The sequence below is a fragment of the Candidatus Eisenbacteria bacterium genome (assembly GCA_030017955.1).
Taxonomy (GTDB): Bacteria; Eisenbacteria; RBG-16-71-46; order JASEGR01; family JASEGR01; genus JASEGR01.
Genome location: JASEGR010000028.1, coordinates 19,873 through 34,207 on the forward strand (window position 1 = coordinate 19,873; position 14,335 = coordinate 34,207).

Sequence of the window (14,335 nt, forward strand, 5' to 3'; positions counted from 1 at the left end):
ATCTCTCCACCGTGTTACCTTCTGGTCGAAAGGTAACACTATGAAAAAGAAATCCTTATCCAGATTTAGCGTTTCTATGGCCGGCGATCTTGTGCGACAACTCGACGCCATGTCGAAAGCAAAGGGCTACGCCAACCGGTCTCAGGCCATTGCCGACATGGTGCGCGCGCACCTTGTCGAACATCACAGCCAGATCGGAAGTCACGAAATAACGGGGACGGTAACGGTTGTCTACGACCATCATAAGCGAAATATCCAGGCGCTCCTGACTGACATTCAACACGATCACCAGAACTTGATAATCGCCACCTTGCACGTGCACCTGGATCATCACAACTGCATGGAAGTTCTCGCTGTCCGCGGACGGGCCCATGAGGTCAAGCACGTCGCCGACAAGCTGATCGCTGCGAAAGGTGTGACGCACGGAAAGCTGACAGTAACGACGACAGGAAAAGCAGTGTCACATGCACATACCTGACGGATTCATTGACGCAAAGACAGCTCTGGCTTCGAGTGCAATAGCGGCCGCCGGGCTTGGCATTGCCCTGGCCCGTGTCCGGCGTGCGGTCCCGCCTCAGCGCATCCCGCTCATCGGTCTGGCCTCGGCTTTCGTGTTCGCAGCGCAGATGTTGAACTTTCCGGTCGCAGGCGGGACATCCGGTCACCTGATCGGCGCCGTCCTGGCCGCCGTGCTGCTGGGTCCAAGCGCAGCCATACTGGTCATTAGCTCAGTTCTGTTCCTCCAATGCTTCATGTTTGCCGATGGAGGCGTAACTGTGCTTGGAGCGAATATTTTCAACATGGGGATTGTTGCGCCCGGTTTGGGCTATGCGATCTATGTTCTTGTTCGCCGCGCCGCCGGAAGTGGACTTCGCGTCCGTCTTCTTGGTACTGCATTTGCGGCCTGGTGTTCCATTGTAGCAGCATCAATCGCGTGCGCCGCGGAGCTGGCGCTGTCGGGCACAGTCGCCTGGCGGGTCGCCTTCCCCGCAATGGTCAACATTCACATGGTGATCGGCATCGGGGAAACATTGATAACGACTCTTGTTGTCGCTGGGGTCTGCCGCGTGCGGCCTGAGTTGCTGATGGAGGACCGCCAGCCCAATCTGCGGACCAACTATGCGGAGCTGGTCGCGTATGGATTGCTGATATCACTGGGATTGGTCATCTTCGTGAGCCCGTTTGCCTCCAAATGGCCGGACGGTCTTGAGAAAGTCGCGGAGCTGTTTGGTTTTGAGCACAGGGCGGCGACAAGACCGGTTGTGGCGTCCCCGTTTCCAGACTACACGATGCCGGGCGAGAACTCCGCCGTGTTGTCAACGTTAGTAGTTGGATGCGTCGGCACTGTGGCCGCTTTCGTTTTCGCCTACTTGCTGGCGCGCTTCCTGACGCCGCGGAGTAGACCGGACGACGGGCGTCAATCTGGAGGCGATGCCGATCATGCGCCAACATCTTCTTAGCCCATATCAGCATGGCCAAAGCCCAATCCATCGCCTGCCTGCAACTCTGAAGCTCATAGTATCGATCATCTTTGTGCTTGGGATAGTTCTGCTCCCCCGTGGAGCTTGGTTGGCATACGCAATTCCAGGCCTTGCACTCTTACTGATAGCCGCGCTGTGCCGGGTACGCCCCCGGCACCTGGCAACAAGGCTTCTCTGGCTGGAGCCATTTGCCGTGGGCGCGGCGCTTCTCTCGCTTCTGCAGCCAAACGGGACGCTGGTCTTCCTGACCATGCTGTCCAAGAGTACGCTCTGCCTCTTCTGCATGGTTCTGCTCTCAAGCACAACGCGGTTTTCGGAAATTCTCTCCGTGTTGTGGCGTTTCCGCGTGCCGGCTCTGTTCGTCACCACGCTTGCACTTACCTACCGCTATCTTTTTCTCCTCGTGGATGAGATGCAGCTGATGCTTCGTGCGCGCCGCAGCCGCAGCTTCTCGCGCGGCCGTCTTCAAATGTGGCGAGCGATGGCCACAACCATTGCCCAGCTTTTTGTGCGTACTTCTGAACACGCCGAGCGCATCTATGCCGCCATGTGCGCACGGGGATGGAGAACATGAATGCTTTGGATGTCAGTAACCTGAGCTACACTTACCCGGATGGAACAGAGGCGTTACGCAATATCACTTTCTCTGTAAGGGAAGGCGAACGGGTGGGGTTGATCGGTCCGAACGGCGCGGGCAAGTCCACATTGTTCCTGCACCTGAATGGACTCCTGCCGGAGCGGCTTGGCCGGCCACCCCGGGTTCATGTCTTTGGGACGCCGGTTATCGACGCGCATGCGGCTGCGATCAGAGCACAGGTCGGAATGTTGTTTCAGGATCCGGATGACCAACTGTTCTGCCCGACGGTTTGGGAAGATGTCGCATTCGGCCCTCAGCAGCTTGGACTCAGCGGGCCGGGCTTATCGAGGCGGGTAGCCCAGGCCTTGGAGCAGGTTGACCTCACGGGATTTGGAGAGCGTCATCCGCATCATTTGAGCCGTGGTGAGAAGCGCCGGGTATGTCTGGCGGGACTGCTGGCCTGCGAGGCCAGACTGCTCGTACTGGACGAACCAACAAGCGACCTGGACCCACGTGGGCGAAGAGAACTCAAAACGCTTCTAGCGGCTCTGCCGATAACACAACTCATCGCGACTCATGACCTGGAGCTCGTCGTCGAGACATGTCCCAGGGTGATTGTGTTGGATCGCGGCGGCATCGTGGTTGAAGGAGAAACTGCGGAGCTACTATCCGATGAGGCCTTAATGCTTGCTCATGGGCTGGAACGCCCCCACATTCTTCGCCACCTTCACCCGCACTAAGAATTCTCATCATTTCACTTCAGCGACCACTGCCACGTAGTTCTTGCCGTATTTCTTGGCACACTTCGGGCACGTGGTGTACCACATATACCACTTCCTGACATCCAGACCTTTGCTCTTGGCAAAATTTCCAAAATCCTTGCACCACTTTCCGGTGTCCTTGTACGGACCTTCGTACACCTTGCTCAGGAATTTTCCCGAGAGCTGTACATTCTGGGCGTCCTTGATTTCTTTGTCCACCGCCAGATAAACGTCCATGTTCCATTTTGAAGTGTGGTCTGAGAGACAAAGCCAATCGGGCATGGTTGCCCCGGCCTGCTTCACCTTCCGATCCAGCTTCTTCATCACCGATCCGAAAGTGACCGGCATATAGAAAAGCGTTAACACTTTCTCTTTGATGAATCTCTTGTTGTCCCACTCGAGAATTCTTCCGTCCCAAGGCGCCGGATCAAATTTTGGACAGCAGGTCTGATTTTGAGGACTACTGTTCGCCATGGCTCCTCCTTACTTTGCCAGATATGTTTGACAATCCCTGCTCAGGTACCTATTGCCTTCTCCTACCGCATCCTTTCTTGCGTCAGCTGCAGCCAACTGGCTTGTTACATGGCGGAGAGGCAGGGATTCCTGCTCACCCGAGACGCTCCCGCATCTCTCCTTCGCAGCCGGCCACCCTCACTGCTTCTGCCACCGGCAGCGTTCGGGTTGGCTTCGAATCCCCTATGGAAAACATGGCGGAGAGGCAGGGATTCGAACCCTGGGTCCGCTTTTGGCAGACACGCGCTCTCCAGGCGCGCCGATTAAACCGCTCTCGCACCTCTCCGCAATTGATCATACTAGTCGCAACACAAGCAGCTGTGTCGTTCTCTTTTCCTCCGCTCAAATGCCTCCAACCGATCTTTGCCAAGAAGAAAATAGGCGCTTGTCACTAAATCCGGCAACGGTATCTCGACGAAAAGGTCCTGGTCATCAAACATTCTAGACTTTTCTGATGCTATGACATAGCCAACCGGTCTATCGTCGTCTTCAAGGCAATTGCTCCGTGGGAAGAATCTTCTCCAGGGCAGTCACGAGCGGAGGGAGATCTTTCAGAACAGTATCCCAGACAATATCAAGGTTGATATCAAAGTAACCATGAATCAACCGATTGCGGAGTTCGGTCATCTTTCTCCAAGGAAGAGATGGATGCTGCTCACGGAAATCCATGGAGACATTGTTTGCCGCCTCGCCGACTATCACTAGCAGGTGGACGAGCGACATACCTAGCATCTCATTCTTGTCCAGGTCTTCTCTGGTTCGGCTCTTCGCAAAATGCAGCGCCTTTCTGGCGGCATCCAAGATATGGCGGATGTACACGGTGTCGTCACGCTGCATATTTCACCACAGCGGTGGCGAGCACATTCCGCCTGAAATAGCGGCTCAGATCTTCAGGTGTCCGCAGGTCAACCTTTCTCCCGCCAAGCATGACGGACAGTTCGTCCTCCATATCAAACAAGCGGAAGAAACTCGGCACGTGGCCAGTTTCGAATTCGACGAGGACGTCCACATCGCTCTCGAGTCCAAAGTCGTCCCGCAGCACAGAACCATAGAGGGATAATCTCAGTATATGATGTTTCTTGCAGAACGATGCTACCTTGTCTTCTGGAAATTCTACGTGTGCTTTCTTGGCCGTCATACAACCTCCACTATTTTCAGACTCTCGATCCCTCTCCGAAGAGGGCCGCCTTCGTCGAGTGGGTTTGCCGATTCACCCGGGACTCCGGTTCTGATTCTTCCTCATTGAGTATCGTGACATTGCCTGTCCTAAACCCAGAAGCATCCCCAGCTATCAGCTTTGACTTCTCTGATACAATCTTGAATCGTATGGATAGGCCTGTCGGGGATATATGGCCACCATGTGCCGGATTTCCGCATCCAATACAGGTGCCAACGATTATCAAAATCCGTATAACGGACCTGAAACACATCTGAGCAACTTGTCTCTGTGGGATCGGCAAGAAGAGGCCTTTCTTCTGAAACCGTTATTCTGTTATCCTGCGCCTTCACAAGGAATCCTACTTCCGAACGAAGATGCACCGGCACTCTTCGTACAAGGTACTTGCTGATCTTGTCGATTGCGTGTTTGCGTATTTCGGGGGCGATCTTCCTTCGGTAAGAAAGGGCTCTGAGGCCCGATGCGCCGGCTGCTTCATAGGCATTGGCGTAGTAGCTCAGCCACATCTCTCCCAGGCCACTCCTTTTCGCTATAGCGTAGAATTCTCTGTAGCCCTTTTCAGTCTCAACGTCCAGTCGAGCGGCTTTCTCCGCCCATAGTAATTTCTCAGAAAAACCAAGCTTCATTTCGGCTCCCCCTTTAGAAATCTGTGACATCAAAACTTAGGATATAGCCCAATTCATTGAGATAGACAATGATCAATCCTAATGGAAAATTCGCGATCTTCTCCGATTCGAGTCTCTCGATATCCCGAGGTTTCACCTTGAATCGCTCTGCCATCTTCTTGACGCTAATGCGTTTTCTCTGCCGGGCGTATTTCAACGCCAGCCCCAAGGCACGTTTGCGACTGCCTTGCTCAAGGCCCAATCTCACCCGAGACTCTTTGACATTCATCCGTCTCGCTGTCATCGCTATTGCCTCCCCCTTAGTCTCATCCCAAGAGTCTTTGCTTTTCCTCAACTCGGCAATTTCTGCGTTGCCCATGACTACGCCTGACATCGTCTTCAACAAATCACGCTCCATATTTCGCCCCTTCCTTGCTCTCTTCGTGCGCTGCGGAGAGGCAGGGATTCCTGCTCACCCGAGATGCTCCCGCATCTCTCCCTCGCAGCCGGCCACCCTCACTGCTTCTGCCACAGGCAGCGTTCGCGTTGGCTTCGAATCCCAAATGGGAAACATGGCGGAGAGGCAGGGATTCGAACCCTGGGTCCCCTTACGAGGACAACGGTTTTCGAGACCGCCCGATTCAACCGCTCTCGCACCTCTCCACAAAACCTGTGTCCCGGATTTACTCGGGATTCTCTATTCCCTCAGCTCCTGGAAAAAGTCCTTGAGCATGTTTGATGCCTCTTCCTCCAGAACACCAGAATTCAATTGTACCTTGTGATTTAACGTCCCATCAAAAAGGTTCGACACCGACCCGCAGGCGCCAAGCCTCGGGTCCTTCGCTGCAAATACCAGCCTTCCGACTCGTGACAGGAGTATTGCACCGGCACACATGGGGCAGGGCTCCAGGGTCACATAAAGCGTGACACCATCGAGTCTCCAGGACCTAAGGGCGTTTGAGGCAGCAGTAATGGCGATCATCTCTGCGTGGGCAGTGGCATCGTTGAGACTCTCAACTTGATTGTACCCCTTCCCTATGAGAACTCCGTCCTTGACTGCAACCGCACCGACGGGCACTTCTCCCTCTTCCACTGCTCTCCTTGCTTCCTCAAGAGCGGCGCGCATCCACTTCTCGTCTTCCTGAAGGAGATTCGGCGGATCGCTTCCTTTCGCCCCGAACTTTCCGTTGTCGCCATCAGAGAGAATCATCTCAAATACCCCCTCATCCAACCTCTCCCCATAGGGGAGAGGAGCTCATCACTTCTCACGCAGCCTCTCCCCAAAGGGGAGAGGGAATGTGCCCGTTTCTTCTCATTGGACCCTCTCTCCCCAGGGGGGAGAGGGGATTGACCACAAGAAAGAACTGGCGCGCCCAAGAGGAGTTGAACCCCCAGCCTTCTGATCCGTAGTCAGACGCTCTATCCAATTGAGCTATGGGCGCACTCAGGGCTGATTTTTGCATACAGAACGCAGTGGAGTCAAGAAAGGTCGACATTTTCACCGGGAGCGAAAGGATATCTCGCAAGGACAGGCTACATTTTGAGCCCGGGTAAGCTCGTAGAAGAAAAAGCCCCCTGGCTTTGACTCAGGGGGCCTTGGATTCTGTCACTTAAGTAGTTTTGAGTCTTGCTCGGGACTTAGTTAGAGCCTTTACAGCAGTGGGCTACTCTCGGGACCATGAAACGCGCCACGTTGCTCACCTCCTTCTCATTTCTTCTTGAAGCTTGCATGAACGGTCGTCTGGATTCCGCCTCTTGCGTTGAACTCACCGGTTATTTTCATCTCTCTCGGGCTGCAGGCAGAGACGAAGTCTTCGAGGATCTTGTTCACGGCGTGCTCGTGAAAAATCCCGACGTCCCTGAAACAATTTATGTATTCCTTGAATGACTTGAGCTCCACACACTTTCTGTCCGGAATGTATTCAATTATGATTGTGGCAAAATCAGGAAGCCCGGTCTTGGGGCAGACGCAGGTGAACTCGGGGATTGTCAGCTTTACCCAATAGCTCTTGTCTCTATACTCATTCTCCCAGGTTTCGATGGGAGGAGTCTTCATCCTTCTGATCTCTTTCTGCAGTCCTCCGTATGAAGCGGGCCTCCTGCTCTTCGCTGGATTCAATGCCGTTCTCCTTTTCGGCTCAGCATTCGAGGGATGGAATCCGATGGAAAAAGCTCAAGATTAACCAACATCACTGGCGGAGAGGAGAGGATTCGAACCTCCGGTAGAGTATTACCCCTACAACCGCTTAGCAGGCGGCTGCCTTCAGCCGACTCGGCCACCTCTCCGCTTCGGTTTCTTGATGGCCTTCCACCGGAACCGGCGAAGGCTCTTGATTCTGACGCATCACGCACGGACGGCAGAAACCGGGCTATCCGCGCTGTGATTCTAACCCGCCGGCATCACTCAGGACAAGTTCCAGTTGTCACAATCTGCCGGGTCAACCTCTCAATGCGGCATGCCGTGCCGTATGTCCCTGCCCTTGACCATGTAAATCGCAAGCTCAGCTATGTTCGTGGCGTGGTCTGCAACCCTCTCCAAATATCTCACTATTGAAGTCGCGGGGAACAGCTTCTTTGCGCTCTGCGGCTCTCTGGAAGCACGCTCAATCAGCTCGGTGACGATCGTCTCGGTCATTTCATCCACAGTGTCATCCTTCAGGAATACGCCTTCTGCCTTCTCTGCATCGGAGTTCACAAAGGCCTCCAGACTCTCCTTTAGCATTGCCTGGACAATAGAGGCCATGTTCGTGAGGTCAACTCCCGGAGAACCCTCCTTCACAATGTCTATCACCCGCTGCGCAAAGTTGACCGCCAGATCTCCAATGCGCTCAAGGTCGGTGGCAATCTTGAGGCCTCGCGTTATGAAGCGAAGATCGCTCGCCGCCGGCTGATACCGCGCAAGGAGATGTATGCATTGCTCGTCGATTGACATCTCAAGTGCGTTTACCGAATGGTCGGCCTCGATTATTTTTGCCGCAAGACCGGCATCCCTCTTCTGAAGGGCGGTTATGCAGTCGGCAATCATCGATTCCACCCTTTCGCTCATCATGAGTATCTGCTGCTTCAACGCCGCCAGGGCGTCATCAAAATGACGGTCAATGTGATGGTCCATGGCTCAGCTCCTTATCCGTATCTGCCCGTAATATAATCCTCAGTCCTCTTGTCACGCGGTGCGGTGAATATCTGAACTGTCTTTCCGAACTCGACGAGCTCGCCAAGAAGCATGAAGCCGCAGTCGTCAGAGACCCGAGCGGCCTGCTGCATATTATGTGTGACTATCACAATCGTGTAGTCATTCTTCAGGTCTTGCATTAGCTCCTCAACACGGGCGGTGGCAATTGGATCAAGCGCGGAACACGGCTCGTCCATGAGCAGGATATCGGGCTTCACTGCAACCAGCCGCGCGATGCACAGGCGCTGCTGCTGCTCACCTGAAAGACTAAGCGCGTTTTCTTTGAGGCGGCCCCTCAGTTCCTCCCAGAGTCCAACCGATGAGAGGCTCCTTTCCACTATTTCATTCAGCACCCGGCGCTTCGCTGCGCCGTGCACACGCAGACCATACACCACATTATCGAAGATTGACAGCGGGAACGGATTCGGCCGCTGAAAGACCATGCCAACGGACTTTCGCAGGGCTGTAAGTTCGATTTCATTCATCGGCTTGCCGAATATGCTAACTTCACCCGTTATGCGTATGCCGCCGATTAGGTCATTCATCCGGTTAAAAACCCTGAGAAGCGTTGACTTTCCGCATCCGGAAGGGCCTATTAGCGCAGTGATCTTCTTAGGCGCCACAGATAAATTGATGCTCATCAGCGCCTGGAGATCGCCGTAGAAAAGATTCAAATCCTTCGCGGTGATTGCCTGCATATCAGCCGAATTTCCCTGTCACGTACTGTTCAGTCCTCAGATCTGACGGCGCGGTGAATATCCTGTCTGTCTCGTCGATCTCCACAAGCTCGCCCATGAGGAGAAATGCCGTCCTGTCTCCCACGCGGGCCGCTTGTTTTGTGTTGTTGGTGACAAGTATGATCGTGTGGTCTTTTTTTAACTCCTTCATCGCATCTTCGACCTTAGCCGTGGAGATCGGATCAAGACCGGAACACGGCTCATCAAACATCAACACCTCCGGCTTCACGGCGAGCGTGCGCGCTATGCAAAGGCGCTGCTGTTGCCCCCCCGAGAGGCGCAGCGCAGGCGCATCGAGCCGGTCCTTCACCTCGTCCCACAGGAAGGCCGCCCTGAGCGAATACTCAACCAGGTCATCCGCGGCCCGCCTACTCATTCTCCTTTGAAGCCGCGGTCCGAAAAGCACATTCTCCCTCGTGGACATGGGCAAGGGTATCGGCAGGGCGTATATCATGCCGACTCTCCTTCGCAGTTCCTCAACATCTCCAAATTCGCCCACATCTCTTCCCTCGAGAAGGATCGTCCCGCCCACCTTTGCATTCACAACCCTGTCTATCATCCTGTTTATCGCAAGAAGTAAGCTCGACTTCCCGGAATTCGCCGGTCCGATCACTGAGAGTATCTCATTCTTCCAGATATCCAACGAAACGTCTTTCAGTGCAGTGATTGCCCCAAAGGTCACACGCAGGTTTCTAATCTCAAGTTTTGTCGCACTGCTGCGATTGTCAATCTTTGACGTCGGCATCGTCTTTACGCTCTTTTGCCCCTCATCATCCTGTGCATCATGCTGTAAGCACAGATATTGATGATCAGCACGGTGCACACGAGTATCGCTGCCGTCGCATATGCATTCTCATTTGAGATTCCCTCTCGCGCCAGTATGTAGAAGTGAACGGCCATCGTGCGCGCGGAGTCAAAGAGCGACGTCGGCATCTGCACTGCCGAACCTGCTGTGAATATCACGACTGCGGTTTCCTCGATCGAGCGGCCTATTCCCAGAATCACTCCAGTCAGTATCCCCGGAAGCGCATAGGGAAGGACAGACCTTGTGACGACCTGCCAGCGCGTAGCGCCAAGCGAGGCGGCGACATCGCGGTACTGTTTCGGAACGGAACGCAGGGCCTCCTCAGCAGTCCTGATTATCGTAGGCAGTATCATGGCCGCGAGAGAAAGTCCGCCCGAGATGATGGACCAGCCAAACCCCAGCATCACGACAAACAAAATGAATCCAAAGAGTCCGAATATGATCGACGGAACGCCGGCAAGACAGTTTATCCCGAACCTTATCACCTGTGTGATGCGCCCTTCCTTTGTGTACTCGGCAAGATAAATTGCAGATGCAATTCCAAGCGGAGCAGCTACCCCCACTGCCACAAAGACCATGAGGATCGTGCCAACAATCGCGGGGAGGATACCTCCGCTCCGGCCCATGTCGAGTATCGGCTGGGTCAGGAAGGACCAGGATATGTGCCCAAGACCCCCGGCGAGCACAAAACCGATCACAAACAGAAGCGCGCCGATAGCCGATGCGGTCGCGAGAAAGAGAGCAACCTTCGCAATACCCTGGGTTATGGATGGTTTGATTCGCATCTTCTAAGACTTCGCCCTGGCAAACCTGAGGGCAACAATGTTCAAGATCATGATGAAGAAAAACAGGACCACGCCGGTTCCAAAGAGCGCCTGCCTGTGGTCGCCAACGGCATAGCCCATCTCAATCGCGATGTTTGCAGTGAGCGTCCGCACGGAATCAAGCATAGAATGGGGGATCGCCGTCGCGTTTCCGGATATCATTATCACCGCCATTGTCTCGCCCACTGCCCTGCCCATTCCCAAAATGACACCTGCGAGTATCCCGGAACGGGCCGCCGGCAGGATAACACGCCACATGGTCTGCCACTCCGTTGCGCCAAGGGCAAGCGACCCTTCCTTATAGTTCCTCGGCACTGCCTGTATGGCGTCTATCGAAACGCCGACAATAGTGGGGAGTATCATTATCGCAAGGACGCATGATGCCGCGAGGATGGATAAGCCCGGTCCTCCGAGGTTATTGCGTATAAGCGGGGCGAGCCACATAACCCCCATGAATCCATAGACCACCGAAGGTATGCCGGCCAGAAGCTCTATCGCCGGCTTCAATACGTTTACCCACTTCTTCGGCGCGAACTCGGCAAGATAGACCGCGCAGGAGACACCCAGTGGGACGCCGAGGACGAGCGAACCGAAAGTGATCCAGAGCGAACCCAGGATGAAGGGAAATATCCCGAATTGTCCCTGAAGTGGGGCCCAGTTGCTCCCGAAAAGAAAATTCCCCAGGCCCGACTTGGCCATTATTGGCACACCTTCTTTGAAGATGAAGAGAGCGATCAACGCCAGAACGGCGGTTGAGGAGCAGGCCGCAAGAAACAGAAGTTTCGATATTAGTCTGTCCATATCATTTCACGGCAATGAGTCCTTCTTCTTCCAGAATGCCCTGCGCTTCATCGGACAACACGTAATCGATGAACGCTCTTACCATCGGCGCCACCTGCCCCTTCGTCAGGAAAAAAATGGGCCGGGCCAAGGGATATTGCCCCATCTTAACGTTCTCGTTGGACGGGGTCACGCCATCATATGAAACTGGTTTGACACGGTCGTTCACAAGACCGATTGAGAGATAGCCTATGGCGCTTGGATCGCTCGCTACAGCTTCCCTCACGGTTCCGTTCGAATTCTGGAACAGAGCCGCGGAAACGAGTCTGTCTGCGCCGAGTACAAGCTTGTCAAACGAGCTTCTTGTCCCGCTTCCTTCTTCTCTTGAAATCACTCTGACTGCCGCATCGTTTCCACCGACGTCTTTCCAATTAGTGATTCTTCCGACGAAGATGTCGTGCGTTTGTGTTGGACTGAGTGCACGGACCTGATTCTGCGGGTTGACAATGATTGCGATTCCGTCCCGTGCTACCGTTACCGAGTTCAATGCCTTTGCTTCATCAGGGAGCTCCAGCAAATCTGCCATGCCTATGTCAGCGTTTCCTGCAAGCGCCGACTGTATGCCGACCGCAGAACCGCCACCCTGAACGTTGATATGAATGTCTTTGTGCTCAGCCTGATAACGCTCGGCCAGCTTCTCTGCAAACGGCTGAAAGGCGGTGGAACCTGCGAGGGTGATAATGTTGTGATGTTTCCGGGAACAACCGGGTCCTGATGCCAGGAGGCTGCCACAAATCACCAGGACTACAACTGAAAGAGTATTTCTTCTCATATCTTCTTCTCCTCCGCTTTGATGTCGGCATCACGGTCCATGATCGGGATAGTCTGCGTCCAATAACTCGCAGGGGATGTTATATTGAGAAGAAGTATTACACAACAGGTTTGAGAGTCCAAAAATCACGCCCAGCGCGACGTGTCAAAATCAAGGGTCTTTGCCGGAACAGGCAAAGGCCCTCCTGTATTGTGGCTCAAAACTGGCGGAGGGTGAGGGACTCGAACCCCCAGGGGCTTTCACCCGCTGGTTTTCAAGACCAGTGCCTTACCTGTTAGGCTAACCCTCCGGGAAATCCGATTGCCGTCGGCTAGGATAGCGCCCGCCGCCGCCAGAAGTCAACGCTAGCAGGCGAGGCCGGGGACATTCAGGCCGAGCTTACTATCGTTGCTCCACCGAGCACCGCATCACCCTCATAGAAAACAACAGACTGTCCGGGTGTGATTGCTCTCTGAGGTTTCTCAAACGTGACCTTCACTTTTCTTGTGCCGGTCGGGACTAGAAGCGCACGGGCAGGCAGATGCCTGTACCTGATTCTAGCCAGCACGCGAGCTTCCGGGCCTATTGATGCGGCGGAGACAAGATTGAGACCGTCGGCCAGAAGTGAAATCTTCTGGAGCTCCTCTTCCTGCCCAACATAGAGTGCATTCTTCGCTGCATCTATTTTTGTCACATAGAGCGGTCTGGGAGCTGCGATTCCAAGTCCTTTTCTCTGTCCGATCGTGTAGAACACGACTCCCTTGTGAGTCCCTATTCTTTTCCCCTTCTCGCTGAAGATTGGACCCTCTTCTCCCTGCCGGATTCTTCTCCCAAGTTTCCTCTTTAAGAATTCCCCGTACTCCCCGTTTTCTGCAAAGCAAATGTCCTGACTTTCCTTTTTCCCGGCGACCGGAAGCCGCGCTTCCCTCGCAAGTTTTCTCACTTCATCCTTAGTCAGTTCTCCGAGAGGGAAAAGACACTTCGCCAGCACATTCTGCTTCAGCCCCCACAGGAAGTAACTCTGATCCTTGTTCCTGTCTTTTGCCCGCAGAAGCTGATGACGGCCCGCCCTTGGATCATACCGAAGGCCGGCATAGTGTCCGGTAGCAATCGAGTCAACTCCAAGAGATCCGGCCTTTCTCAAGAGCGAACTGAATCGCACAAAGCTGTTGCACAGCACGCAGGGGTTCGGAGTCAATCCCCTCAGGTACTGTCTAACGAATCTCTCCACGACCTCTTTCTCGAACTCAGGTTCAAGGTCTATGACGTAATGCCTTATCCCCAGTTTCCTTGCCACTTCTCTTGCATCTTCGATCGATTCCTCCGAACAGCATGCAAGCTCACCTGGCGGCTTTTCACCAAAGCACCAGAGCTTCATCGTAATGCCTATAACCTTTGCCGTTCTCGAGAGCAGGCAGGCCGCTACGGAGCTGTCGACTCCCCCGCTCATTGCGACAAGAATACTTTTCTTCATGGGTTCGTCCGGAATAGGCCCCTGGTTTTGTCCTTATTGTATCTTAAGTCATGCCTTTGTGGCGAGATGGAGGTGGTTCGGGAGAATAGAAGAGACCGATCTCAGAAGAAAGCTCTGGAGTTCGAAACCAGACCTGCGTCCTCAATGGGAAGTCTCAGTGGACTCCTTGGCAGTCTCGCTCTTTTTCAATCTTGAACGGTAATCCTCAATTGCCTTATGAAGGGCATCCGCGGCAAGATTCGAACAATGCATCTTGGTCGGAGGAAGCCCGTCCAGGGCTTCGGCAACCACTTTGTTCGAAATGGCAAGCCCCTCTTCAATGGTTTTTCCTTTGACCAGCTCAGTCACCATACTGCTCGTGGCAATTGCCGCCCCGCAGCCGAATGTCCGGAACTTGACGTCTGCGATTCTGCCGTCCTCTATCTTAACAGAGAGCCGCATTATGTCCCCGCATACCGGATTTCCAATTTCCCCTATTCCGTCAGCGTTCTCGATCTCGCCCACATTCCTCGGATTACGGAAGTGGTCCATCACTTTTTCACTGTACATTCATGCACTCCCTTCTAGTGTCGTGTCCCGGAAATTCCTTGTCTATGTCTTTGCCCAGGGACACGACAC

General features: G+C 54.1%; 19 protein-coding genes and 5 tRNA genes. 4 read left to right on the forward strand and 20 right to left on the reverse strand.

The window, feature by feature from the left end:
* Positions 1–40: 40 nt before the first annotated feature.
* The 4 genes from nikR to QME66_06280 are packed head-to-tail and all read left to right on the forward strand — an operon-like array spanning position 41 to position 2,798.
* On the forward strand, positions 41–478 hold the full coding sequence (nikR, locus tag QME66_06265; protein ID MDI6808571.1) for a nickel-responsive transcriptional regulator NikR: 438 nt from the start codon (positions 41–43) through the stop codon (positions 476–478).
* On the forward strand, positions 465–1,460 hold the full coding sequence (locus tag QME66_06270; GenBank protein MDI6808572.1) for an energy-coupling factor ABC transporter permease: 996 nt from the start codon (positions 465–467) through the stop codon (positions 1,458–1,460). The genes nikR and QME66_06270 overlap by 14 nt, the downstream gene beginning before the upstream one ends.
* The gene (gene cbiQ, locus QME66_06275; protein ID MDI6808573.1) at positions 1,441–2,055 is read left to right on the forward strand and encodes a cobalt ECF transporter T component CbiQ; all 615 of its coding nucleotides are present in this window, start codon (positions 1,441–1,443) and stop codon (positions 2,053–2,055) included. Before QME66_06270 ends, cbiQ begins: the two co-directional genes overlap by 20 nt.
* The gene (locus QME66_06280; GenBank protein ID MDI6808574.1) at positions 2,052–2,798 is read left to right on the forward strand and encodes an energy-coupling factor ABC transporter ATP-binding protein; all 747 of its coding nucleotides are present in this window, start codon (positions 2,052–2,054) and stop codon (positions 2,796–2,798) included. Before cbiQ ends, QME66_06280 begins: the two co-directional genes overlap by 4 nt.
* Positions 2,799–2,807: 9 nt before the next feature.
* Here QME66_06280 and QME66_06285 read toward each other — a convergent pair whose 3' ends face one another.
* The 20 genes from QME66_06285 to nifU form a co-directional block, all read right to left on the reverse strand.
* Complete coding sequence (locus tag QME66_06285; protein MDI6808575.1) at positions 2,808–3,293, reverse strand: hypothetical protein; 486 nt, start codon at positions 3,291–3,293, stop codon at positions 2,808–2,810.
* Between the two features lie 234 nt (positions 3,294–3,527).
* Positions 3,528–3,618, reverse strand: a tRNA-Ser gene (locus tag QME66_06290).
* 203 nt (positions 3,619–3,821) lie between these two features.
* A complete protein-coding gene (locus QME66_06295; GenBank protein ID MDI6808576.1) occupies positions 3,822–4,169 on the reverse strand; it encodes a DUF86 domain-containing protein in 348 nt (115 codons plus the stop codon).
* A complete protein-coding gene (locus QME66_06300; protein MDI6808577.1) occupies positions 4,159–4,470 on the reverse strand; it encodes a nucleotidyltransferase family protein in 312 nt (103 codons plus the stop codon). The genes QME66_06295 and QME66_06300 overlap by 11 nt, the downstream gene beginning before the upstream one ends.
* Before the next feature lie 128 nt (positions 4,471–4,598).
* Entirely contained in the window at positions 4,599–5,135 is a 537-nt protein-coding gene (locus QME66_06305; protein MDI6808578.1) for a DUF3024 domain-containing protein, read from the reverse strand.
* A 13-nt stretch (positions 5,136–5,148) separates the two neighbouring features.
* A complete protein-coding gene (locus tag QME66_06310) occupies positions 5,149–5,532 on the reverse strand; it encodes a helix-turn-helix domain-containing protein (GenBank protein ID MDI6808579.1) in 384 nt (127 codons plus the stop codon).
* A 155-nt stretch (positions 5,533–5,687) separates the two neighbouring features.
* Positions 5,688–5,777: transfer RNA gene (locus QME66_06315), tRNA-Ser, on the reverse strand.
* A gap of 34 nt (positions 5,778–5,811) precedes the next feature.
* Positions 5,812–6,324: a tRNA adenosine(34) deaminase TadA gene (gene tadA / locus QME66_06320; protein ID MDI6808580.1), complete on the reverse strand. Its 513-nt coding sequence runs from the start codon at positions 6,322–6,324 to the stop codon at positions 5,812–5,814.
* Between the two features lie 155 nt (positions 6,325–6,479).
* Positions 6,480–6,556 (reverse strand) — tRNA-Arg (locus QME66_06325).
* Between the two features lie 266 nt (positions 6,557–6,822).
* Complete coding sequence (gene queF / locus QME66_06330) at positions 6,823–7,170, reverse strand: preQ(1) synthase (GenBank protein MDI6808581.1); 348 nt, start codon at positions 7,168–7,170, stop codon at positions 6,823–6,825.
* 137 nt (positions 7,171–7,307) lie between these two features.
* Positions 7,308–7,400: transfer RNA gene (locus QME66_06335), tRNA-Ser, on the reverse strand.
* A 160-nt stretch (positions 7,401–7,560) separates the two neighbouring features.
* Positions 7,561–8,226 (reverse strand): phosphate signaling complex protein PhoU, encoded by a 666-nt coding sequence (gene phoU, locus QME66_06340; protein ID MDI6808582.1) that lies wholly within the window; start codon positions 8,224–8,226, stop codon positions 7,561–7,563.
* An 11-nt stretch (positions 8,227–8,237) separates the two neighbouring features.
* On the reverse strand, positions 8,238–8,984 hold the full coding sequence (pstB, locus tag QME66_06345; protein ID MDI6808583.1) for a phosphate ABC transporter ATP-binding protein PstB: 747 nt from the start codon (positions 8,982–8,984) through the stop codon (positions 8,238–8,240).
* A gap of 1 nt (position 8,985) precedes the next feature.
* A complete protein-coding gene (locus tag QME66_06350) occupies positions 8,986–9,768 on the reverse strand; it encodes a phosphate ABC transporter ATP-binding protein (GenBank protein MDI6808584.1) in 783 nt (260 codons plus the stop codon).
* A gap of 5 nt (positions 9,769–9,773) precedes the next feature.
* Positions 9,774–10,613: a phosphate ABC transporter permease PstA gene (pstA, locus tag QME66_06355; GenBank protein MDI6808585.1), complete on the reverse strand. Its 840-nt coding sequence runs from the start codon at positions 10,611–10,613 to the stop codon at positions 9,774–9,776.
* Positions 10,614–10,616: 3 nt separating this feature from the next.
* Positions 10,617–11,453: a phosphate ABC transporter permease subunit PstC gene (gene pstC, locus QME66_06360; GenBank protein MDI6808586.1), complete on the reverse strand. Its 837-nt coding sequence runs from the start codon at positions 11,451–11,453 to the stop codon at positions 10,617–10,619.
* A 1-nt stretch (position 11,454) separates the two neighbouring features.
* Positions 11,455–12,264 (reverse strand): phosphate ABC transporter substrate-binding protein, encoded by an 810-nt coding sequence (locus QME66_06365; protein ID MDI6808587.1) that lies wholly within the window; start codon positions 12,262–12,264, stop codon positions 11,455–11,457.
* A 203-nt stretch (positions 12,265–12,467) separates the two neighbouring features.
* Positions 12,468–12,553 (reverse strand) — tRNA-Ser (locus QME66_06370).
* Positions 12,554–12,631: 78 nt separating this feature from the next.
* A complete protein-coding gene (gene mnmA / locus QME66_06375; protein MDI6808588.1) occupies positions 12,632–13,717 on the reverse strand; it encodes a tRNA 2-thiouridine(34) synthase MnmA in 1,086 nt (361 codons plus the stop codon).
* 141 nt (positions 13,718–13,858) lie between these two features.
* Positions 13,859–14,266: a Fe-S cluster assembly scaffold protein NifU gene (gene nifU / locus QME66_06380; protein MDI6808589.1), complete on the reverse strand. Its 408-nt coding sequence runs from the start codon at positions 14,264–14,266 to the stop codon at positions 13,859–13,861.
* Positions 14,267–14,335 lie beyond the last annotated feature (69 nt).